At 31.1% G+C, this 23607-nt stretch carries 18 protein-coding genes; 16 read left to right on the top strand and 2 right to left on the bottom strand.

From position 1 onward, the window contains the following. Positions 1-4 precede the first annotated feature (4 nt). The 8 genes from BN1075_RS19085 to BN1075_RS19050 all read left to right on the top strand — a co-directional run bounded on the left by BN1075_RS19085 (position 5) and on the right by BN1075_RS19050 (position 9745). A complete protein-coding gene (locus tag BN1075_RS19085) occupies positions 5-1162 on the top strand; it encodes a hypothetical protein (RefSeq protein WP_040194913.1) in 1158 nt (385 codons plus the stop codon). Positions 1163-1173: 11 nt separating this feature from the next. Beyond that, entirely contained in the window at positions 1174-2307 is a 1134-nt protein-coding gene (locus BN1075_RS19080) for a glycosyltransferase (protein ID WP_040194912.1), read from the top strand. Beyond that, on the top strand, positions 2291-3541 hold the full coding sequence (locus BN1075_RS19075; RefSeq protein WP_040194911.1) for a hypothetical protein: 1251 nt from the start codon (positions 2291-2293) through the stop codon (positions 3539-3541). The genes BN1075_RS19080 and BN1075_RS19075 overlap by 17 nt, the downstream gene beginning before the upstream one ends. 49 nt (positions 3542-3590) lie before the next feature. After that, positions 3591-5102, top strand: a complete 1512-nt coding sequence (locus BN1075_RS19070) for a polysaccharide deacetylase family protein (protein WP_052406642.1) — start codon at positions 3591-3593, stop codon at positions 5100-5102. Between the two features lie 11 nt (positions 5103-5113). Further along, the gene (locus BN1075_RS19065; RefSeq protein WP_052406641.1) at positions 5114-6394 is read left to right on the top strand and encodes an oligosaccharide flippase family protein; all 1281 of its coding nucleotides are present in this window, start codon (positions 5114-5116) and stop codon (positions 6392-6394) included. 5 nt (positions 6395-6399) lie between these two features. Further along, positions 6400-7974, top strand: coding sequence for an asparagine synthase family protein (locus BN1075_RS19060; protein ID WP_040194910.1), 1575 nt, complete (start codon positions 6400-6402; stop codon positions 7972-7974). A 77-nt stretch (positions 7975-8051) separates the two neighbouring features. Continuing rightward, on the top strand, positions 8052-8594 hold the full coding sequence (locus BN1075_RS19055; protein WP_040194909.1) for a GNAT family N-acetyltransferase: 543 nt from the start codon (positions 8052-8054) through the stop codon (positions 8592-8594). Between the two features lie 188 nt (positions 8595-8782). Next, the gene (locus BN1075_RS19050) at positions 8783-9745 is read left to right on the top strand and encodes a GNAT family N-acetyltransferase (protein WP_040194908.1); all 963 of its coding nucleotides are present in this window, start codon (positions 8783-8785) and stop codon (positions 9743-9745) included. Positions 9746-9872: 127 nt separating this feature from the next. Here BN1075_RS19050 and BN1075_RS19045 read toward each other — a convergent pair whose 3' ends face one another. Continuing rightward, positions 9873-11069, bottom strand: a complete 1197-nt coding sequence (locus BN1075_RS19045; RefSeq protein ID WP_148315548.1) for a pyridoxal phosphate-dependent aminotransferase — start codon at positions 11067-11069, stop codon at positions 9873-9875. 388 nt (positions 11070-11457) lie between these two features. Further along, positions 11458-12447 (bottom strand): LCP family protein, encoded by a 990-nt coding sequence (locus BN1075_RS19040; protein WP_040194907.1) that lies wholly within the window; start codon positions 12445-12447, stop codon positions 11458-11460. Between the two features lie 784 nt (positions 12448-13231). Here BN1075_RS19040 and BN1075_RS19035 point away from each other — a divergent pair. From BN1075_RS19035 to BN1075_RS18995, 8 genes are all read left to right on the top strand, one after another. After that, positions 13232-14050, top strand: coding sequence for an SGNH/GDSL hydrolase family protein (locus BN1075_RS19035; RefSeq protein WP_040194906.1), 819 nt, complete (start codon positions 13232-13234; stop codon positions 14048-14050). 238 nt (positions 14051-14288) lie between these two features. Next, complete coding sequence (locus tag BN1075_RS19030) at positions 14289-15080, top strand: rhomboid family intramembrane serine protease (RefSeq protein ID WP_040194905.1); 792 nt, start codon at positions 14289-14291, stop codon at positions 15078-15080. 382 nt (positions 15081-15462) lie between these two features. After that, positions 15463-16863, top strand: coding sequence for an MATE family efflux transporter (locus BN1075_RS19025; RefSeq protein WP_197072346.1), 1401 nt, complete (start codon positions 15463-15465; stop codon positions 16861-16863). Positions 16864-17332: 469 nt separating this feature from the next. Beyond that, complete coding sequence (locus BN1075_RS19015) at positions 17333-17842, top strand: GNAT family N-acetyltransferase (protein WP_040194903.1); 510 nt, start codon at positions 17333-17335, stop codon at positions 17840-17842. A gap of 350 nt (positions 17843-18192) precedes the next feature. Beyond that, entirely contained in the window at positions 18193-19164 is a 972-nt protein-coding gene (locus BN1075_RS19010) for an alpha/beta hydrolase (RefSeq protein ID WP_040194902.1), read from the top strand. A 245-nt stretch (positions 19165-19409) separates the two neighbouring features. Then, on the top strand, positions 19410-19664 hold the full coding sequence (locus tag BN1075_RS19005; RefSeq protein ID WP_040194901.1) for a hypothetical protein: 255 nt from the start codon (positions 19410-19412) through the stop codon (positions 19662-19664). A gap of 506 nt (positions 19665-20170) precedes the next feature. Next, a complete protein-coding gene (gene mnmH, locus BN1075_RS19000) occupies positions 20171-21262 on the top strand; it encodes a tRNA 2-selenouridine(34) synthase MnmH (RefSeq protein ID WP_040194900.1) in 1092 nt (363 codons plus the stop codon). Positions 21263-21649: 387 nt separating this feature from the next. Beyond that, entirely contained in the window at positions 21650-23605 is a 1956-nt protein-coding gene (locus BN1075_RS18995) for a DNA gyrase/topoisomerase IV subunit B (protein WP_040194899.1), read from the top strand. The last annotated feature ends 2 nt before the right edge of the window (positions 23606-23607 follow it).

Raw genomic sequence — 23607 nt, 5'->3', positions numbered from 1 at the left:
GAATATGAAGATTGATATTTATAAAGGATATAAACCCCTATGTTATATAAATAAAGAAGAGATTCTTGTTTTTAAGCAAATGAAGTTTTATATTTTTAATCTATCAAAATCAGAATTTAAGTATATATGCACTTTACCAGTTAAATTTATAAAGAAGCTTCTATGGAAAGTGAGAATTTGTCAGAGAATATTCAGGTTAGTTCCTAGAACAGCCATTTATATGGAGGATAATAAGGCATTAGTATCCTTTAATGGAGGAGTATACCTATTGGATATTGAGGCTAAGAATATAGTGAAAGTTCATCAGTTTAGGGAAGGAATGAGTAATGTTTTATCCTTCTCTAAAATTTCAAAGACGAGGAATGTGGATAAGGGAATTTATTATGGAGATTACTTTGGAAACTTTCATAAGGACGGCGTAGGTATATACAAATATGATGAAGACCTTGGAAGTTTTAAGAAGGTTTTTGAATTTTTAAAGGGAGAGATAAATCATATTCACCAGATAGTAGAAGATAAATATAGAGATTTAGTTTGGATTTTTACAGGAGATTCAGGAGAAGCAGCTTCAATATGGTATACCAAGGATAACTTTAAATCTGTAACTAAGTTTTTAGTGGGAAGTCAGTTATATAGAGCCTGTAAGGTATTTGTGGTAGAAGAGGGATTAATTTATGCTACAGATGCTCCATTAGAGCAGAATTATATTAGATTGATAAAAATTAAAAATGAAGAAATAAGTGATGAAAACTTAGCAGATATAAATGCTGAGTTAAAAAAAGAAAATGAAAGACTGATTGCAGTGAGTGAGGAGAATTTAGCAAAAATAGATGGCCCTAGTATCTATGGTGGGGCTGAGAAAGAGGGTTTTCTTTGGTCTACTACAGTTGAGCCAGATGATAGATACGGAAGTAATTTGTTTTATTTATTATCTTATAAACGAGGCCCAGGAATAAAAAGCTGGAATAGCTATGTTCTATTGTATGAATATAATAATAGAGAGTTAAGGGTAATTAATAGCTATAAAAAGGATATTTACCCAATGGGGTTATGTCAGCTTGGTAGTGTAATGATTTTAGAAGATGAGTTTGAATGTGGAAAGCGCATATTATATGGAATAGGTCTTGGGAAAATAGATAATAAAATGATAGTAATCAGCTAAGGAGGAGGGTTATGAGGGAAAAGGTATTGATGATAGTATCAAATGGTTTTGATCCAGATCCACGGGTGTATAAAGAGGCAAGTACTCTAGTGGAGAATGGATATGAAGTTGAGATTTTATGCTGGGATAGGGAAAATAACTATTTAGATAAGGAAACTGAGATCTTAAGGGGGATAAAGATAAAAAGGCTTTATCCCTATGCCCAGTATAGTACAGGCTTAAAGCAAATAAAGGCTTATATAAAGTTCTTTCTGCAGGCAAAAAAATATATTAAAAATAAGAGCTATGATGTGATTCACACCCATGACTTTGAATGTGCAATAATTGGAGCATTATTAAAGAAGAAAAGAAAACTTATTTGGGATATGCATGAGTTTTATGATGGATTTAATTACTCAAGGCTGAGAAGCTTACTTTATAAAATCATGGCTAAGTTTTGCTTCAAGAGAGCTGATGGAATTATATATGTTGTTCCAGAGCAAAAAAACAGATATGAAAAGGAAGTACTTTTTAATACTAAAACTAAAGTTGTTATGAATTGTCCAGAAGAAGAAGTTTTTCAAGGATTAAAGAATATTTCAAGCAATAAGTTGAGGATATCTTTTATTGGTAATGTGAGGGATTATAATTCTTTAAAACTATTGATGGAGGTAGGAGAGAAATTTTCAAATGTATTAATTAATATAAATGGATATGGCTCAGCCTATGAGGGACTAAAGGAGATAGAGAAACAATATAAAAATACTGTTATTACAGGTAGGTTTAACTATATGGAGATTAAAAAGTACTATGAAAATACGGATGTAATCTTTGCTGTATATAATAGTGATCTTCCTAATACTATGTATGCATTTCCAGTAAAGGGTGCCGAAGCAATTATTTGTGGCAAGCCCATAATTGCCAATACAAGAAGCTTCTTTGGTGATTTTGTTAAGGAGCAGGATATTGGTTTTGTTATAAGTGATAAATCTGAGAATGAATTATATTCTGTGATAAAAAGTATAGTTGATAATGAAGAAATCTTAGAAAAGAAAAAAGAAAATATAAAGAAAATAGGAGTTCGTTTTTTATGGTCAAATGAAGCTCTTAAGTTAATTGAGATATATGATGAAGTTTTGAGGGATAATTATGAGTATAAGGAGTGAACAGTTTGAAAAAATAAAACAATCTATACTAACCATAATTATATTAGTAAACTTTGGTGTGCTGCCTATTTTTGAATATATCAAAGCATTAACAGGGATTAACTCATTAAAACGCCACGTGATAGTTATAATCTTTATTGCATTATATGGAGCTATTTATTTTATATATAACTTTGATAAGATTAGGGTGAAAATTAGAATTGAGTTTCTAACAATGGCAATGTGTATATTATTGCAAGTATTATGGATGCCATTGGCTATTGGTTATGGAGATGAAGGAGTTTATGACTATATTCGTGTTGTTGCTAACACCGGTTTTTCTTCTCTACTAATGTATTTAATAGGGGGAGGCTTTCAGAAAGTTAAAGATATTCTTTTAAAGCCTAAAGTAAAGCTGATAATTAATATTCTATTTTTGATATTTGTGGCTCTTATCTTCTATGGAGTTACTCTTAATCCCTATGGAGAGTTTCAAATTTATTATGGTAAAGTGAAAAGTGATTATTTATATATAGGTGATAGTTTTGCTATATTCAGCTTTCTTGTATTATATGTAAATAAAAGTGATGCTATTAAGATATTAATGGCTGGAATAGCCACATTAACCTTATATGTTATATCATCTAGGTTATCATTCGCGGCTTTTGTAGTAGTTATTATAATAGATATTGGAATTAGATTAATTAATAGAATAATGACAGCACATAGAAGAATATCAAAGGGAAAGTTCTTTTTAGTAGCAGCTTTTCTTATGGGGATTATGATTTTTGTGTCTTTATCAGGAGGCTTAGAAATAAATTTTGACAACTTGGACAATAATAGAGTATTTGGTGGACTTACTGATATTAAACATGACGAGTCTTATTTATCGAGAGAAAAGTTGTTAACTTTAGGTGAAAATACCTTAAAAGAGAACTTTATCTTGGGAAAATTCATGTATGAAGTTGAAATTATGGGTGGTACAGGAGGGTATGTCCACAATATTATATCCTATTTGGTTGAGTATGGAATTATATTCTTCTGCTTTTTTATTGGATCCATATTAAAGAAAATGGGAGAGTTTATTGTATTGTACAGTAGGACCAGATTAAAGGATTCTTATGATGTAGTAAAGTTTAGTATATTTTTATTTACTTTAATGAGTATAGTCATTGGAAGGTCTTATATATATCCATTTATTTGGATTCCAATAGGGATGATGGGAGTTAGTAAGTGTAGCAAGTATAATAAATAGAAAATAAATAAGGCTGAGGAAGCTGTGAGGTTAAAGTATAGGTGATTATGTGATTAATGTATTTATAGAAGATAGGATACATGAAAAGAGAATTAAATATGTATTTGAATATATATTTATGGTTCTGGGAGATGAGTGCAATTATGTAGATACAATCGAAGAATTATTAAAGGGAAAAACTTTTGAGGAAACATCATATGGCAAATCAACCTATAATAAATCAACAGATATAAGTGAAATAAATATTATATATGGCAAGAGTGACTATAGCAGTTGCATTAACTTTATGAATAATACAATTTATATAAAGGAAAGTCAAAAGTTATTTAACAAAAATTATTTAACGCCAATAATCTATGAGATAAGAAAACTAGATAATATTGTTCACTTGATGGGCGATGATGAGCTTTATATTGATGCTAATAGAGTAAGTAATACTATTAAAACCAATATAGATATTATTTCGGATATATTTTTTCTGATCACTAGGTATGAAGAAGTTGTGAAGCTAGAGCCATATAGAAAAGAAAAGTTTAATAGATTTCCTTCGGCAGATTCTGTACTATTTAAAGAGAATATACTGTTTAGACCGATAGTAAATGAGCATATAGAGCTTCTTTGGTCTTGGATTAAGGGAATGAATTCTGCATATGAAAGAAAAAAATGGTGGGGAAATAATGACTTTGCAATATGTATATCCCATGATGTGGATTTTTTATTAAGGTATAGAAGTATAAAAAATATCTTTAAGAGCATTGCTTTAACAATATTAAGGGATAAGTCTATAAAATATAGTTTGAAAATTGCGAAAAATTATATTGAAAGTAAAGTTGATTATAAGAAGGACCCATTTTATACCTTCGATTATATTATGGATGTTGAAGAAAGATACGGAATAAAGTCCTCTTTTTACTTTATGTCAGGGGGCACTAGCAACCTTGATAATTTTTATAGTATTGAAGATGAACGAGTGGTAGCTTTAATAAAATCTATAGAGGAAAGAGGCCATGAGGCTGGATATCATGGAAGTTTTAACTCCTATAAGGATTTAAATCTTATGACAAAAGAAAAAGAGGCTCTTGATAAAGTTGTTAATGAAAAGAATTTTGGAATTAGGCAGCATTGTCTTAGATTCAAAGCACCATATACGTGGAGAATACAAGAAAAATTGAGATTTATATATGATACAACTCTTTCTTTTGCAGATAAAGAAGGGTTTAGATGTGGAACTTGTTTCCCTTTTAAGCCATATGATATTTTGACAGATAAAGTTATAGATATATGGGAGATACCATTAGTTGTAATGGATACTACTCTAATGGAGGATGACTATAGTGCATATACTCCAAAGGAGGCCTTTGAAAAAATTATCAGTTTAGTTGAAACCGTGAAAAATTATGGTGGTGTTTTTAGTTTATTATGGCATAATTCATCTTTGAATAAGTATGATTCAAGATATAACAAGTGGAGATTAATATATGAAAATCTAATGGAATATTTAGGTGGTAAAGATGCATTAAAAGGTACAGGGAAAACCATAATAGATTATTTAAGGTCCTAGGAGATAAAAATATGAGCTTTAAAAGAAATCTAATAAGTAATGTCATATTTCAAATATTCAATATACTTTTAGCATTTTGTATAAGTGTTATCGTAGCAAGGGCATTGGGTCCAGAATATCAAGGAAAAGCAGCCTTTTTCCTTCTTATTATTACAACGATAAGTGAATTTGGCAATATAGGTGTAAATAATTCATTTGTTTATTTTTTAAAGAAAAGTGATTATTCTAGCGAAGAAGTATTAGGAACTAACTTAATTTTTTTACTTCTTGATGGTGCATTGATTTTCTTAGTATTAAGTATTTTAAGAATTTCAGGAATGATTTTTTCAGCATATAGCATAATCACTTTTAGTATTGGAGCAATTAGCATTATTTTTGCATATCTGACAGCAATGTCATCTGAGCTCTATGTAGCCAGGGAGGAAGTTTATAAGCTAAATATTTATTTAATAGTCTTTAAAGGTTTAAGGCTTTTAACTCTTGCAAGCTTATATGTAGTTGGAAAGTTAAATATGGATTTGTATTTAATAATTATGGGATTGGTCAGTATTTTAGAGGGATTAACATTATACTTATCAGTGAAGAATTATTATAGTTTCAGTTTCAAGTTTAACTTTAGATTCTTTAAAGTTGAGATGAAATATGCAATAAAAATGATATTAGCTTATTTGTTCATTTATTTAAACTATAAGGTGGATCAAATATTTATAAAATTAATGATTGATGATTATCAATTAGGACTTTATTCTGTTGCAGTATATTTAGCAGAACTTCTATTTTTAGTTCCAACCTGCATTAACTCTGCATTGATAGGCAAGATAGTGAATATGAAGACTGATTTTGCAGGAGTAATAATAAAAACTATAAAGATAACATTTAACTTATCTATACTTTTATGCTTAATTGGATGTTTATGTACTAATCTTGTTCCAATAGTATATGGTCAGGAGTATGCAACTATAAAGATACCTATAATTATTTTATTTATAGGTATAATATTTGCATCTATAGGTAAGGTTGGATACACCTACTTTACTATGAATAATAAGCCTGAGATACACATGTATATCTCATTATTAACATTGATTAGTAATTTAATTGGAAATTTTATATTAATACCACTAATGGGAATTAACGGAGCTGCCATAGCGTCTTCAATTTCCTATATATTATACGGAATTATATACGTGATTATAATAAACAAGTTTGAAAAGGTCAGCTACTCCAATATATTGTTTATTAATATTGAAGATTTGAAAGAAATTAAGAAGATAATAAAAACTAGTAGGTGAAGGAAATGATTATCAAATTAATAGATCATAGTTTTAAGTGGTATAAAGAGGATAAGATTTCTGTTATTGGATACGCCTTTAAAGATGAAGTGCTTTTGAAGGAAGAAAGTTTTTCATCTTACATCAAAAAAGCACTTGATAAAGAGTGCACTTTAGAAAGCATACTAGACACACTAAATGGCTTTTTTGCTATAGTCATTGAAGAAAAAGATAAGGTTTATCTATGCTGTGATAGAACTAGGAGTTTACCCTTATTTTACTTTATGGATGGAAATGAAGTTAAGATATCGAACTTTGCGAAGGTTATAGTTGAGGATTCTTTTAAATTAGATGAAGAATCAGCAGAAGAATTTCTATATACCAGCTTTGTAACAGGAAGTGACACACTTATAAAGAATTTAAAGATGGTACAGGCAGGAGAAGTTGTAACTATTAATAAGGAAAGTTATGAGATAGAAAAGAAAAGCTATTATGAATTTCATCATGAAGAGTACATGGATATATCAAAAGAACAGCTTCTTAATATTATTCATAAGAAATATATGGATGCATTTAAAAGGCTCCTAACAACAATAGATAACAAAACTATAGTTGTTCCTTTAAGTGGAGGGTATGATTCAAGAATAATAGTTCAAATGTTATATCTATTAAATTATAAAAATGTTATCTGCTTCTGCTATGGTATAGCTTGTAATAAAGAGGTAGAAATATCTAAAAAAGTAGCAGAGCACTTTAACTTCAAGTGGATATTTATAGAGTACACAAAAGAGAAAGTAAGGGAGATGTATAATAGTAGGGAACAGTGTGAAGATTTTGCAGCTAATTATGTTTCCCTTGCGCATTTTCAAGATTATATAGCTGTAAAGGAACTAAAAGAAAAAAAATTAATACCTGAAGATGCTATATTTGTCCCTGGTCATTCAGGAGATTTTATTGCAGGAAGTCATATCAATAAAGCTATGACAGAAAATAGAAAGAAAAATAATTCTATTAATAATGAAATTATTAAGGAACATTATAATTTATTTAGGATAAAAAATAAGAAAATAATTAATAAGAAGCTAGAAAAAAACTATAAGACTCCTAACAGTAATAAGATTAAAGATAATATTTCTCATTTTGAAAAATTCGATTGGAAAGAGCGACAATGTAAATTTATTATTAACTCTGTTCGAATATATGAGTTTTTCAATTTTCAGTGGAGAATACCTTTATGGGATTCTGAATTAGTAGAATTATGGTGCAAAATTGATTACAAATATAGATTTAATAGAGAGCTCTATAAGGAGTATGCTCAGTGGCTTGAGCTATCACAGGGTTTGCATATAGTCAATGAAAAGAAAAGTAATGGTAAAAGTAAAATTAAAAATATTGCTAAGAAAATTGTTAAAAATAGATTTGTAAAAGATATTTTTAGGTTTATTAGGTTTATTTATTCCTATAACACGGATATATTAGGCTTTAACTGGGTAGTTAGAAAATCTATTTTTATTAAAGAGGGAATAAAAGGGGCTATAAATGACAATTCTGTATTTTGCGATGATTATTTACAAAGAATTATAGATAAAAGTGAAAATTAATATAAATAATTTGAGTTAATGAAAAGATTAATTAAAAACAAAAATGAAGTTTGCTTTTAAAATTAGAAGGTGGGTAAATGAACTTTAAAATACTATTCTGGAAGCGAAGGTTATGTGTTTACAAATTAAATTATAAGGATTTTATTCCAGCAAAAGAAAGAAATGATATTGGTGTTGAGATTATCAAAGAAGAAACCTGTGATGAAGTGTTAAAGTGGAGAGGAAAGAATACGGTTAAAGATTTTAAAAATATGATAGAAAATAAGGAAGTTGGGATTTATGCAAAGAGTGCAGGAAAGGTTGAAGGATACACCTGGTGCACATTGGGAAAAAATAATACTATTCCACAGAATTATTTCATCATAAATGAAGATCAAGCTATGATTCACTATGGAAGGATTTGTGAAGAGGAACGAGGTAGGGGAATTGGGCCATATATGTTAAGTGAGCTTATAAAATATGTATATGGTGAATATAAAATAGAAGAATTCTTTATCTATAGAGATAAAGAAAATATAGCTTCATATAAATCTTTAAGTAAAGTTGGATTTAAAGAGTATGGTGAATATAATATTTATATTCTTTTAGGACGAGTTATAAATAAAGTGAAGTTAAATTAAAGTGAAGTTAAATTAAAGTGAAGTTAAATTAAAGTGAAGTTAAATTAAAATCAAGTTAAATTAAAGTCTAGCTTTTAATATGCTATAATTTCAGTTTAAATGGTATAAATAAAACAGGGTTAATAAGTATATGACTCTTAAAATTATTAATTATTGATAATTAGTTTAGGTAAATAGGGGATAAATATATGGATAAAGATAAATACAGGGAGCTATGCAAAGAGGAAAAAACCATACCAATTTTTCAAAAGGATTGGTGGATGGATGCAGTTTCTATTGATGGTGACTGGGATGTGAAGCTTTATGAAACAGGTGGAGAAATAGTGGGGGCATTAGTGTATTATACAACTGAGAGAGCATATAAAAAGGTAGTAACACTACCACCTTTAACTCAAAAGAATGGTATATGGATTAGATATCCCCAAAATCAAAAATTAGCTACTAAGATTGCTCATGAAAATAGAGTAATTAAGGAGTTATTAAATCAGCTTGAGGAAGAAAAGTTATATTCCTATAATCAGAATTTTGATTATAGATATAAAAATTGGTATGAATATTATTGGAGGGGATATAATCAAACTACTAGATACACCTATGTAATTGAAGATTTAACTGATTTGAAGAAGGTTTATGATAATTTTGATAGTAATCTAAGAAGAAATATACGAAATGCTGAAAAAGTGGTGGAAGTAAGGCGAGGTCTAGATATAGGAGAGTTTTATGAACTTGTTAAGGAGACTTATAAAAGACAAAATATGAAGGTGCCTTATTCTATGGAAGTAATGAGAAAGGTTGAAGAGAACTGCAGCAGCCGTAACTGTAGAGAAATATTTTATGCAATAGATAAGGAAGGTAATATTCATTCTGCTATATATATTGTTTGGGATGATGAAAGTGCGTATTATATAATTGCAGGTTCAAAGCCTGAATTTGGAAATAGCCAGGCTACCTCCCTATTAATATGGAAGGCTATAGAATATTCAGCATCATATGTAAAAAAGTTTGATTTTGAAGGCAGTATGATGAAAAATATAGAAAGATTTTTTAGAAGCTACGGAGGTACACCAAAGGAATATTTCAGTATTAATAAGATATATAAATATGACTATATATATGAACTATTAAGATATTTTTATAAAAAATATAAATAAACACAAAATATAAATAATCACAAAAGTATAAACAGATATATAAATAAGCACAAAAGCGTAAACGGATATATAAATATAAGTATAAGTATAAAAAGAGAAATCTCCACATAGGAAATTTCTCTTTTAATTACTCGTATATTTTCTTATACTCAATTAATGCTTTTTCTAATATATTCACAGCATTAACAAGAACTGCCTCATCTAAACAGTAAGAAAGTCTTACTTCGTTTAAGCCGTAGTCTTCAATTCCGTAGAACTTAGCTGCAGGAGCAACCATAACAGTTTTACCTTCGTAATCAAAGTCAGATAAAATCCACTTAGCAAAATGGTCACTGTCCTTAACAGGAAGACGAACCATGATGTAGAAGGCTCCTCTTGGATTTGAACACTTTACACCTTCAACCTTTGAAAGGGCATCAATAACAGCATTTCTTCTTCTTTCATAAAGTTTTTGAGTTTCAACTATATATTCCTCTGGAACTTCAAGAATTGAAGAAGCCATAACCTGCTCAAGGGTAGGTATTGAAAGTCTTGACTGACCTAGCTTAAGCACGTTGTCCATAAGCTCTCTGTTTTTAGAAGCTATGATTCCAACTCTAGCACCACAAGCGCTGTATCTCTTTGATAAGCTGTCTATTAAAATAATTCTATCTGTTTCATAGTTTAAATCGTAGATTGACATCGGTTTTAAACCATCATAAACATATTCACGGTAAACCTCATCAGAGATTACATATAAATCATGCTTTTTAGCAAGATTTAAAACCTCCATAAGCTCTTCATGTGTGTAAACTGCTCCTGTTGGGTTACATGGGTTAGAGAAAAGAATAGCTTTAGTTTTATCAGTTATCGCTTTCTCTAAATCTGCAGCAGAAGGTAGTTTATAATCCTCCTCAAGGGTACTTAATACAGGATTAAATTTAACATTGGCTATATCTGCAAAGCTGTTGTAGTTTGAGTAATATGGCGCTGGAACTATAATTTCATCACCAATATCACAAGTTGCAATAAAGGCGAATAGAAGAGCCTCACTTCCACCATTTGTTACAACCATATCTCTAGCTTCAAAATCTATACCTATTTTAGAATAGTATTTTATGAAAGTATCCACAGTGCTTGGCAGTCCTCTTGAATCTGCGTATTTTAGCACGGTACCATCAAATTTTCTAACAGCATCTAACATTGAAACTGGAGTGGCAACATCTGGCTGACCTATGTTAAGGTGAATAACTTCAACACCTTTTTTCTTAGCAATTGCTTCGAATTCTGCTAACTTTCTTATTGGTGAACATTCCATTTTATTAATTCTTTTTGATTGGAACAAGATATAAACACTCCTTTACTTAAAAAATATATGCAATTATAATATCACATTAAGGTAGTTTAATGTACCTTTCTGTCGAAATATATTTTAAAATATTTTTAATTTACGTACATATTTTTAAGAAAACTATTACATAGCTTCAATTTTGAAAAAATAACCATTCTATGCTGAAGATTTGGTAGCTTTAGCATAGAATGGTTGCAAAATGGATACTTATTTTTAATTAAGGTTAAATTTCGTTAAGCCACTTTATCTTAGCTAAGTAGCTTTATCTTAATTAAGTTCGATTTAGTCAAATATAAATTAGGCAAACTAAGCTTAATTAAGTTCGATTTAATCAATTATGAATTAGGCAAACTTAACTTAATTTTGGAAGTGGATTTGCCATTTAGTTTTCATAAATAAACCTTTGAAGCTGGCGTTTGGTAGGTTCAACTTCGAAGGAGAGGTAATAAATACCACCTATTTCTGCATTCTGCCAAAAGCTGTCTCTTGGAAAACGGTCCTCTATAAGCTCCGAACCATTGATTTTATTAATGGTTGTTCCTAGAGCAAGGAGATCTGTGCTTGACATATTAGTTTCCACTAATGGAAGAAAATCTAAAAGAAGACTTGGATATTGGCTCATAGGTACAGTCATGAGTTTTCTATAGATTGCACCAAGAATAGTTCTATGTCTTGAGGTTCTTTCAAAATCATCTCCAGTAGCATATCTAATTCTAGAATAAGCAAGGGATTGTTCACCATTTAAAGTTTGAATTCCAGTATTACTTACACCTAAAGCCTGTAAGTGGGGAAGCTCTTCGTCTGTAACATTTAAATCTATTCCACCTAATTTATCTATTATTAAGGGCATATCAGTAAAGTTTGTAGCCACAAACTTATCTATAGCAAGACCAAAGTTTGTATTAATTGTATTTAGAGCAAGGGTCGATCCACCAAAAGCAAAGGCATGATTAATTTTATCCTTGCCATATCCAGGAATCTCTACGTAGGAATCTCTCATTATGGATGCAACCTTCATCTTATTGTGAACTGGATCCACCGTTAATATCATGATGGAATCTGAACGACCACTGTCGTTACTTCCAGCATCAATGCCAAAGAGAGCAATATTTATAATTTTATCATTAGCTGCTCCTTCTTTATCCTCTTTAGAAGGAGTATTTTTGATTTCATCTATTTCTTTTTCTATTTCAGGAGTAATTCCCAGATCATCACGAGTTGTTTTAACCTTGTTCATTTTGCTTGTAAGAATTCCTATTGATGTAGCAGCGGCTGTAATTAGTATTAAAACTATTGCTAATACAATAATTAAAGTTATTTTTAATGGGCTTTTCTTTCTTTTGGGATTTGTATTTATGGCTTTTTCATCCATGTGCAATCGCTCCATTTCCTATAAATATGCAGAATTAAAACTTTAGGTGTAAATATATGTAAAAGCACTGTTGTTTATATATTATCATACCACTTATTTCCATTCAACGAATTTTATGATGAAAATTTTATTATTAAGATGAAAATTTTATTGTTTTGTAAATATTAACAAGCAACAGCAATTTACAAGAATAGCAAGCCTTATAGAATATAAGTGAAGAGTTTATTTTTAAATGCAAGTGAAAGAATTATTATATGGGGACATAGTCTCATAATAGGATTAAAAGTAGATTTTTTATATGTTTGTAATAGGGTTAAAAGTAGATTTTTTATATGCTTGGAACAAGATTTTAAGCTACGTGAAGTTGTTTTATTATATGTTTTAAACAAAGTTTGAACTGTTAAATATTCTCAGTGTATGAATGAAGGTGGATTTTCAATAGCTGTAAGATATCCTCATTATATGAATGAAGCTGGATTTTTATAGATGTAAAATATTTGCATTATATGAAGGCGGGCGGAGGTTTATAGCTGTGAAATAGTCAGATTATATGTGGAAGTTGGGTTTTCATAGCTGGAAATATTGTTGTGATATGTTGGTAATACATTATTTAGTAAGATGTAGATAAGCTTTTTATCTTGAGCAAAAAAGTCACCAACATTTATTTAAAAAAGAACATAAGGCAATGAATAGTATAAGGTTACCTATTTAATAGTACATATATATACATTATTTTGATTTAAATTACAAAATATGCTACAATATGCTATAGGGGTGATAGAAATTGAATAAAGACAAATTACAAAATATACTATGTGTAATATTGCCTATAGTATTCGTTGGGGTTTTAGCTGGTGGGCTATTTAAAGGAAAGTCAGATAAGGAAGAATTGACTAAGCTTAAAAACCAATATGAAGCATCTATTAACACTTCAGTAAAACCTGAAGATGGTGTAGTAAAAGAGGATGCAATTAATAGCTCCCAAGGAAAAGAAGTAGAAAAATTTAATTTTGAAGAAAAGTCTATTTTATTTTTGGGGGATGGAGTTTCTGTTGATGGGAAATATCAGGAAATAACTGCACAGCAGTTAAAGCTAAAGAGTTATACCAATGGAGCAAGAAGTGGACTTACTCTTGGAGAAATGGATGATGAAATTTCTGCAGAAGGTCTTAAAGATATTGATATAGTAGTTATTCTTGGAGGAACTAATGATTATTCCAAGGGAAAAGAATTAGGAAAAATATCAGACACCAATGAAGCTGATACCTTTTATGGCAATGTTCAAGGTGTGATAGACAACCTTAAAGCTATGAAGAAAGATGTAGAAGTTGTATTCCTAACGCCACTTAAGCATGGTTATATTGATGGTCAGCCAAGCTATCCAAATGCAAACAATAATGGTGAGTATTTAGATGACTATGTAGAGGCAATCATTGAAGTCTGTGAGAAAAATGATGTTAAATATATAGATATGTTTAATGAAAGCGGAATAGATGAAAATAATGTAGGAGAATATACCCTAAATAATATGATACTTAATGAAGCAGGACAAAATCTTGTTGGTACTTCAATAGCAGAGAAACTTAAAGAGCTTTTTAAATAGTAAAATATATAGATATGAATAAGGTTGATATGCATGTAGTGAAGTAGCAAGATAAGTAGTAGTATAGATATACAGCAGAGGATTTATTAAAGAATAACCTCTGCTTTTTATTTTTTATGTTTTTAAATGAATGATGTTTTATTACAATAATAAATTAAATATGAATATTAAATTTATTCATAGGATATAAATTAAAAATATGATAAAATGTATGTAGATTATTTGAGGAGTGATTAGCTTGAAATGGGTAGATAAATTAGAGAGAAAATACGGACGTCATGCCATTCATGGATTGATGAAGTACATAGTTGGTGCCAATTTAGCAGTATATTTATTAGCATTAATAATGCCAGGTATATTAGGTAAATTAGCATTGGTTCCTCATTTAGTTATGCAGGGACAGATCTGGAGGGTATTTACATTTATTTTAATTCCGCCAGATTTACATCCTATATGGATATTTTTCACATTGTATTTATATTATATGATCGGAACAGGTTTGGAGCAGGCCTGGGGAAGCTTTAAATTTAATATGTATTATTTAACTGGGGTACTATTGACTGTAATAGTAACATTAGCAAGCAGAAGCTTTTTTGGTACAGCTGGTTATTTAAATTTAAGCTTATTCCTTGCATTTGCAACAATATATCCTGACCATGAATTATTATTATTCTTTATTCTACCAGTGAAAATGAAGTATCTTGCTATCTTAGATGTACTTCTTTTAGTGGAAGGAATGATTACGGGTGGACTTCCAGCAGTATTGATGGTGTCAGCATCTTTAGCAAACTATCTATTATTCTTTTGGAATGATTTTTTAGCTATGATTAAGCTTAAAAAGACTGTTAAGAAGAGTAAGAAAAAGTTCAAGGTTATTGAAATGAAGGATTATGTGCGTCATAGATGTACAGTTTGTGGTATCACTGAAAGAGATGATCCGAATATGGAGTTTAGATATTGCTCTAAATGCAGTGGTCACAAGGAATATTGTATGAATCATTTAAAAAATCATGAACATACAACGGATTAGTATTAAAATTGAAAATGAAATGTTTAGGAAGAAATCCCGTTTGGGGTTTCTTTTTTTCTTATTTTTATTGAAAAAGCATAAAGTTTAATTAGGATATCTCTATTTAGTGGCTGATAATAAAACCTTTAATGAAAATATAACAGAAATTATAGAGGGTGTGTTTTGAGAAAAATATAGAAAACATATTTGACATAAAAGAAAGAATCTATTATAATGAAAAAAGTATTTGACCCCACGAGGTTGAAAAACATAATGGTAAAATTTAATAAACTCATAGTTAAGGGTTCTGTGTATCACTTTTAACTATGCAAGTGCTGAAGCTAACCACTTTGAACAACCTTCGAAGTGGTTATTATTTTGCCCAGAAAGGAGAGACAAACATATGACAAAGGAAAAAATGAAGGAATTATTTGGTGACAAGAAGTTTTATAAAATGGTTTTATTCTTATCACTTCCAATTATACTACAAAACCTGATTGCCTCTTCCGTTAACATGCTTGATACCATGATGATTGGTAGAGTTGGTGAGGTTGAGCTTGCGGCAGTAGGAATTGCCAATCAGTTTTATTTCATCTTTAGTTTATTTATAATGGGTATTTCTTCAGGTTGTGCAGTGTTCATTTCACAGCTTTGGGGAAAAAGAGATAAAAGTAATATTCAAAAGGTGTTAGGAATTGGCATTATTAGTGGAATTTTAATAACTTTAGTGTTTACAGTAGGGGGACTTATATTTCCAAAGCAGATTATTGCTATCTTTAACATTGATCCAAAGGTAATTGAAATTGGGGCAAGCTACTTAAGACTTGTGGTATTCAGCTATATGTTCACAGCTATATCATTTAACTATGCAGCGGCTTTAAGAAGTATTGAAAATACAGTACTTCCAATGATAGCCAGTTTTGTTGGGCTAGTTATTAACGGTGTATTAAATGCCATTTTAATTTTTGGTTTATTAGGAATGCCAGCAATGGGAGTTAGAGGTGCAGCTATTGCAACAATTATTGCAAGAGGAGCTGAATGTGCTGTTTTAGTTATCTACACTTATGCTAGCAAAAGTACTCTTGCAGCAAATGTAAAGAACTTAGTAACAATTCCTAAGGATTTAGCTAAAACTGTATTTGTTACAATGATACCAGTACTTTTAAATGAAGCTTGCTGGGGATTTGGAAACATGACTTATGCAATAATTTATGGAAGAATCGGGACTCAAGCCACTGCTTCCATCCAAATCTGTACAACAATTTACAACCTATTTATGATAATCACTTTCGGACTAGCTAACGTGGCAGTTGTTATCATCGGAAAAGAAATAGGCGCTGGAAGAGAAGAAAGAGGTCTGCTTTATGCAAGAAGACTTTGCGTTGTGTCAGTATTAACAGGAATAGGACTTGCTGTTGTTCTTGCAGCCACAGCACCATTAATGTTAACAGTATTCAAGGTTTCTCCAGAGGTAATTGGTGATGCCTTAAGAATTCTTTATATCTACGCTTTATTAATGCCTGTAAGAGTATTCACTGTAATACTAATTGTTGGTATCCTGCGTGGAGGCGGAGATGCAAAATATGGAGCAATCGTACAAGGAGTAACTTTATGGTTTATCGGAATTCCATTATCCTTCGTAGCTGCTTTTGTATTACACTTACCAATATACCTTGTAGTTGCAACTACTGCCATAGAAGAGCTTGTTAAGGTAGTTATTGTTGCCAGAAGATATAAAAGTAATAAGTGGATAAACAATATAGTTAACGATGTTGAAACTGCTGAATTAGAGACAGCAATATAAACTCTTAACTAGGTTTGTTAAATAATAAATATTTTTAATCAATTATTGATATAATGAAATAATTGATGTAAGGCAATACATGTAAAAGGATATAGTCAGCTTGCACAGACCCTGCCAAGTATGCGGGGAACTGCTCAAAGTTTGGCTATGTCCTTTTCTTGTCTTAATATCTATACGTGATATAAAAATTGCAAAGTGGGAAAGGACTAAAATAATTAGGGCGTGGGGTCACATCGGTGATGGTATAAAAGGTTATAAAGGGCAGTGTTTTAATTTTAGGGTAGGTTGACAAAAGTTGAAAAATGTCATTAAAATTAACTGTGAAATATAGGGTGTTTATAAAAACAGAAAAATACTTTTGAGTATTTAATGAAGTTAATAATGAGTTATAGGTAAGAAAAAATAATAAATATAGATAGTAAAAGTAACAAATATAGATAGTAAAAGTAATAAATCAGGAGGTAAGAAAATGATAATAAGACAAGAAACAAGCCAAGATTATAATGAGGTTTATGATGCTATAAAGGAAGCCTTTAAGGAGGCTGAACATAGAGACGGAACTGAGCAGGATTTGGTTGCTGCTTTAAGAAAGGGCGAAAGCTTTATACCGGAGTTATCATTAGTAGCAGAAGCTGATGGTAAAATCGCAGGACATATCATGTTTACAGAAGGAAAGGTTGGCGGGGATACAGTTCTTGTGTTAGCACCATTATCAGTGGTACCAGAATTTCAAAAGCAGGGTGTAGGAAGTGCTTTAATTAAAGAAGGACATAGAATAGCTAAAGAGCTAGGTTATGAGTATTCCCTAGTTTTAGGAAGTGAAGTTTATTACCCTCGCTTTGGATATGTGCCAGCAGTACAGTTGGGAGTTGAGCTTCCAGAAGGGATGCCTTCTGCAAACTTTATGGCAATTAAGTTGCAGGACAATGATAAAACTATAAGTGGACCAGTTACTTATGCAAAAGAGTTTGGAATCTAATATTTTGTAATCAGCCAGGTTGTCAGCTTTATGACAATAGCTTGGCTTTTTTATTTGGAAAAGCCATTGAAGCTCAGTTATCTGAATTACGAGAACTACGTCTATTTAGTTATTAAAAGTGGATGACTTACGTAAAGTGTTATGGAATTTAACAAATTGTCCATTGTTGCTTAAGATAAAGTTTTATATAATTTAATTAGGAAACTCCTTCTCATATTCATTCGAAGGAGTAAGTTCGCATTATCCAAATCAAAGATGCACACTGTGAAAGTTTCACTAACCAAATCATAGGTTTGGAGTATCAATTTTATAGCATTACTTTTGAATGTTCATTTACGGAGGTATATATAATGGCAGGTAAAGAAATTAAATTAAAAATGAGAGATAATAAGGAGATTTATTTATATAGATGGGAACCTGAAGTTGGGACAAGTATTAAGGGGGTAATTCAGGTTATCCATGGAATGGCTGAACATGGAAATAGATATGAAAGATTTGCAAAAGCATTAAATAAGGAGGGCTTTATTGTCTATGCCGACGACCACAGAGGGCATGGAAAATCTGCAGATAGTATTAAGGATTTAGGATATATTGCAGATCATGATGGCTTCCATACCATGGTGGATGATCAGCATGAAATAAATCAATATATAAGAAGGGAAAATCCAAGCCATAAGGTATTTATCTTTGGACATAGCATGGGTTCATTCATTAGTCAAAGATATATGCAGTTATATGGAAATACTGTTGAAGGCGTTATTCTTTCAGGAACAGGTGGAAAGCCTAATTTAATGATGAAGGCTGGAATTCCATTATCAGGTATTATTATGAAGTTCAAAGGCAGAAAAGGTGATGGAAAGTTGATGGACGATTTAGGTTTTGGAGCTTACAATAAAAAAATTCCGAATCCTAAAACGAAATCTGACTGGCTTTCAAGGGATGAGGAAGAAGTTTCTAAATATGTTCTTGATCCATACTGTGGTGGAATCTTTCCGGTATCCTTTTACTATGACTTTTTAAGGGGTATGTGTGCTATCCACAAGAAAGAAAACTTGAATAAAATTCCTAAGAATCTGCCAGTGGAAATCTTTAGTGGAGATGGAGACCCAGTTGGAAACTATGGAAAAGGAATTATTTACTTATATAATCTATTGAAGGAATTAGGAGTTAAAAATCTAAATTACAAACTTTATCCAGGTGGAAGACATGAGCTGTTAAATGAAACTAATAGGGATGAGGTTACAAAGGATTTAATCGAAGTATTTAATAAATGGGCTATGAAGGAACATGATATTGAAACTGAAGTGGAAGTTAAGTCCTAAGTTATTCTGAGTTTAAGTTGAATTAAATTATAAATTGAATTAATTTATAATTTAGATTAATTTAAGAGGAGACACCTTCTCATATTTATTCAATTGAGGGCTCGAAGAGTAAGCTCCAATAACAAATCAAAGGTTTAAATTGCAACTTAAGTTTATATTTACCAAATTATGATTCGAAATGTAAGATATCGAATAATCTTTAAATTGTGTAATAAAAACACAACTATGACCATAGGGGTGAGGGTATGAAAGATGATAAAAAATTTATTGAAAAATGGGGAAAGGTTAGAAGAAACGGGAAAACTTATTATATGCGAACAAAAATTGCATTTTTTATGATGATATGGAGTATTACTTTAATTTTTACTGTAATAAAAATAGATAATTTAATGATAGTATTACCGGTATTTTCTGGCTTATTAGCAGGTTATATATTTGGTTTACCAACAACATGGAATAAAAATGAAAAAAAATATAATACTTTATTAGAAAATGAATAATCTTATGATTTAATTTTAAAGATTGATTGTAAATTATGTAATATTTTCTATAGCTATGAATTACACAGTGTTAATTGAAGGGTTTATATCGCAGCCTTAAACTATTAGGACTTAGTAATGAAGTGGACAATTTGTATTGTCCACTTTTATATTTTCAATTATTGATACTGGTTTAGATAGATCTTAGAGTTTAAACAAGGTTGAAATGTATTATTATAGAAGAGCAATGGTATAAATATTCATCACCAACATTTCTTTAAAAAAGTACATAAGGGTTTAAAATCTGTAACAATAGGGAAGAATCAAGCTGTTTGACAGATTAACTATTAGGATATACAATAGAGTATGCTGTAGGTATTTGAAATATCTATAGCATATTTTAATGTAAGCCAAATTTAAGAAAAACACTGAGAAAGCTTCATTTTAGGTTAAAGGTGAGAGTATCTTCTGAGTGTAATCTTTGGATTTTTTACTTATGATATAGGTTTATATATGGAGGAATGAAAATGTCAAGAACCGTTGACTTTAAAGATTTAAGTGGAGATTATATATTAGTAGATGTTAGAACTGTTGGAGAGTATGAAGAAGCTACAATCAATGGAGCTGTTAATATTCCTCTTTTCACAGATGAGGAAAGAGCACTAGTTGGAACAATTTATACAAGAAAAAGTACTGATGAAGCAAAGAAGATAGGTGTTGACATTGTATCTAAGAAGCTTCCTGAAATATATGCAAAGATTCATGAGCTGGAGAAGGAGTATAAGGATGTTGTAATTTTCTGTGCCAGAGGTGGTATGAGAAGTGCATCAATCACAGAGCTTCTTTGTGCTTTAGGCATGAGAGTAAAAAGAATAAGTGGTGGGTATAAAGGATATAGAGCCTTTATTAATGAAACCTTACCAAAGCTAAATGAAGAGGTTACCTATGTGGTGCTTCACGGAAATACAGGCGTTGGCAAAACAGAGATTTTAAAAGCTTTAAAAGCAGATGGATACAATGTGCTGGATTTAGAGGGCTGCGCAAACCACAGGGGTTCAATCCTTGGTTCTGTTGGTCTTGGAAGCTGTTTAACTCAAAAGCAGTTTGAATCTAACATATATGAAGAACTAAAATCAGCAAAGGGTAAAAAATATGTTTTTGTTGAAGCAGAAAGCAGAAGAATCGGAAGGGTGTTAATTCCTGATTACATCCATCAACGTATGAAGGACGGCATCCACGTATTTGTGGACGCACCTCTGGATTTTAGAAGCAATCTTATTATTAATGAATATACAAAGGCTGAAGAATGTAATGCAGAAATCTGCGAAGCCTTAAGAGGTTTAACAAAATATATTGGTGAGAAAAACATTGAAGAGTACTGTAAAAGGGTTGAAGCTGGAGACTATGTTGATGTAGTTAAAGAATTAATGGTTAAATACTATGACCCAATGTATATGCACAGCTCTGATAAATATGACTATGCTTTAAGCTTAATGATTAATTCGGTAGAAGAAGGTAGTGAAGCACTGAAAGCTTTTGCTGATAAATTAGAAGCAGAAAATGAAGAAATCAACGAAGAAACAAAGAGTGAAGATATCAACGAAATAATTGAAGAATAAATAAGAAATTTAGAATGGTGTTCGGAACTCCTTATGGAGTTCCTTTTGTTTTTGTTGTGCATTTATATAAAAGTGGTTATATTTTCAAATATGTTTTAAATATTATTGAAAGTAATTTGTGAGAAGATGAGTAATTAAATTTCATTTGCGAATAGTATTTATTAATAGGTTACGAAATTCAGTTTAGCGGAATTTCATTAATCATTCAATATTCGGGATTCTAAATTAATGCTGTATTTAAAATCGTTTCCGAGAAAAACTAACCACATAATGAATGATTTTGAAACAACAATACAAACTTACGTTTGCATTATTGCAAAAAAGCCTTTACTACTGGGCTATTATCTTATACAATAAAAATTGTAGCTCAAATTTAGGAGGGATATAATGACAAAAAGAGATAATAATAGAGGATCTTACGAGGTAACTGACCTAACATCTCTTGAAAAATTAGAGCCTGTAAGAGTTAGGCCTGGAATGTACATCGGGTCAACTGGAACAAAAGGTTTACATCACTGCATATGGGAAATACTAGATAACTCTATCGACGAACTTGCCAATGGTTTTGGTGATAAGGTAGTTGTTACATTAAATAAAGATAAATCTGTAACTATAGAAGATAACGGAAGGGGAATCCCAACGGGAATACATCCGATAAAAAATAAATCAGGAGTGGAGATGGTTTATACTGAGCTTCACACTGGAGGAAAATTTAATAATAGTAACTACAAAACTTCAGGAGGTCTTCATGGAGTTGGAGCTGCCGTTGTTAACGCCCTTTCAAAGTGGCTTGAAGTAGAGATTAAGCAGAAGGGTAACATATATAAGCAGAGATTCCATTATGGATACGACAAGGAACTTAATAGGGACATGCCAGGAACCCCTGAAACTGCCCTTGAGATCGTAGGAAAAACTAAAGAGACAGGAAGTAAAACAACTTTCCTGCCTGACAGCGATGTTTTTGGAACTATTGATTTTAAGATGGACACTATAGAAGAAAGACTTTTAGAACTTTCCTTTCAAAACAAAGGAATTACCTTAGTTTTAAGAGATGAAAGAAAAGATGAAGTAACAGAGAAGGTATTCCACTCTGAAAGAGGACTCTTAGACTTCATCGAATATTTAAATGAAAGTAAGACGGTTCTTCATAAGGATCCAGTAATTTTTCAAGGCGAAAAGGAAATTAATGGACTTATGGTTTCAGGAGAGGTTTGTATCCAATTTACAGACTCTACAACAGAACATATTGCCAGCTATGTTAACAATATTCCAACCAAGGAAGCTGGAACCCACGAAACTGGATTTAAAACTGGTATGACTAGAGCCTTTAAAGAAGGAGCTAAGAAGCTTGGACTTATTAAGGAAAAGGATAAGGAGTTTGAAGGAGACGATGTTAGAGAGGGTATGACAGCCATCGTTAAGGTGAAAATCACAAATCCTGTCTTCGAAGGTCAGACTAAAACAAAGCTTGGAAATGTAGAGGCTTACTCTGCAATGAATGAGCTTGCATATATTAAGCTTGGTGAATGGATTGAGGATAATAAAGAATTAGCTACATCTATTATCAACAACGCTATTTCAGCTGCGGCTAGAAGAGAAAAAATTAAAAAGATTAACGAAGCTGAGAAAAAGAAGATCGGTAATGGAACTTCTCCTCTTGCAGGAAAAGTTGCCGTTTGTACTTTAAAGGACAACACTGTTACTGAATTTATCGTGGTGGAGGGAGATTCTGCGGGTGGTTCTGCAAAGCAGGCTAGAGACAGAAGGTTCCAAACTATCATGCCTTCAAAGGGTAAGATAATGAATACAGAAAAGCAGAAACTTGAAAATGTTCTTGCCAGTGAAGAGCTTAGAATTTTTAACACAGCCATCGGTACTGGAGTTTTAGAAAACTTTAAAGTTGAAGAATTAAAATATGATAAAATTATCATCCTTAGTGATGCCGACGTTGACGGTTACCACATTAGAACTCTTTGGATGACTTACGTTTATAGATATATGAGAGAAATGATTCAGCAGGGAAAACTATACATTGCACTACCACCACTGTATAAGGTTTATAAAATGACTAAAAACGGTGAGGTTCACAAGTATGTTTACAATGATGAAGAATTAGAAAAGGCTAAGAAGGAGATTGGTAAAGGCGCACTTATCCAACGTTACAAAGGACTTGGAGAGATGAACGCTGACCAGCTTTGGGATACAACACTAAATCCTGCCACAAGAACGCTTCAGAGAGTTACCATTGATGATGCTGCTAAGGCTGAAAAAATGGTTTCACTATTCATGGGAGATGTGGTTGAGCCTAGAAGAAATTATATGTATAGTCACGGTGAGTTTTAGGA

Origin of the sequence: Clostridium culturomicium (assembly GCF_000821305.1) — a bacterium.
GTDB classification, from domain to species: domain Bacteria; phylum Bacillota; class Clostridia; order Clostridiales; family Clostridiaceae; genus Clostridium_J; species Clostridium_J culturomicium.
Note: the sequence above shows the minus strand (reverse complement) of the source record. Positions and strands in the feature narration are given on the sequence as shown.

Excerpts from the sequence above, each read along its gene's own strand:
- BN1075_RS19015 (WP_040194903.1), top strand. The coding sequence starts at position 17,333 with ATGATAATAAGACAAGAAACAAGCCAAGATTATAATGAGGTTTATGAT.
- BN1075_RS19040 (WP_040194907.1), bottom strand. The coding sequence starts at position 12,447 with ATGGATGAAAAAGCCATAAATACAAATCCCAAAAGAAAGAAAAGCCCA.
- BN1075_RS19075 (WP_040194911.1), top strand. The coding sequence starts at position 2,291 with ATGAGTATAAGGAGTGAACAGTTTGAAAAAATAAAACAATCTATACTA.
- BN1075_RS19055 (WP_040194909.1), top strand. The coding sequence starts at position 8,052 with ATGAACTTTAAAATACTATTCTGGAAGCGAAGGTTATGTGTTTACAAA.
- BN1075_RS19085 (WP_040194913.1), top strand. The coding sequence starts at position 5 with ATGAAGATTGATATTTATAAAGGATATAAACCCCTATGTTATATAAAT.
- BN1075_RS19065 (WP_052406641.1), top strand. The coding sequence starts at position 5,114 with ATGAGCTTTAAAAGAAATCTAATAAGTAATGTCATATTTCAAATATTC.
- BN1075_RS18995 (WP_040194899.1), top strand. The coding sequence starts at position 21,650 with ATGACAAAAAGAGATAATAATAGAGGATCTTACGAGGTAACTGACCTA.
- BN1075_RS19050 (WP_040194908.1), top strand. The coding sequence starts at position 8,783 with ATGGATAAAGATAAATACAGGGAGCTATGCAAAGAGGAAAAAACCATA.
- mnmH (WP_040194900.1), top strand. The coding sequence starts at position 20,171 with ATGTCAAGAACCGTTGACTTTAAAGATTTAAGTGGAGATTATATATTA.
- BN1075_RS19025 (WP_197072346.1), top strand. The coding sequence starts at position 15,463 with ATGACAAAGGAAAAAATGAAGGAATTATTTGGTGACAAGAAGTTTTAT.
- BN1075_RS19060 (WP_040194910.1), top strand. The coding sequence starts at position 6,400 with ATGATTATCAAATTAATAGATCATAGTTTTAAGTGGTATAAAGAGGAT.
- BN1075_RS19080 (WP_040194912.1), top strand. The coding sequence starts at position 1,174 with ATGAGGGAAAAGGTATTGATGATAGTATCAAATGGTTTTGATCCAGAT.
- BN1075_RS19010 (WP_040194902.1), top strand. The coding sequence starts at position 18,193 with ATGGCAGGTAAAGAAATTAAATTAAAAATGAGAGATAATAAGGAGATT.
- BN1075_RS19005 (WP_040194901.1), top strand. The coding sequence starts at position 19,410 with ATGAAAGATGATAAAAAATTTATTGAAAAATGGGGAAAGGTTAGAAGA.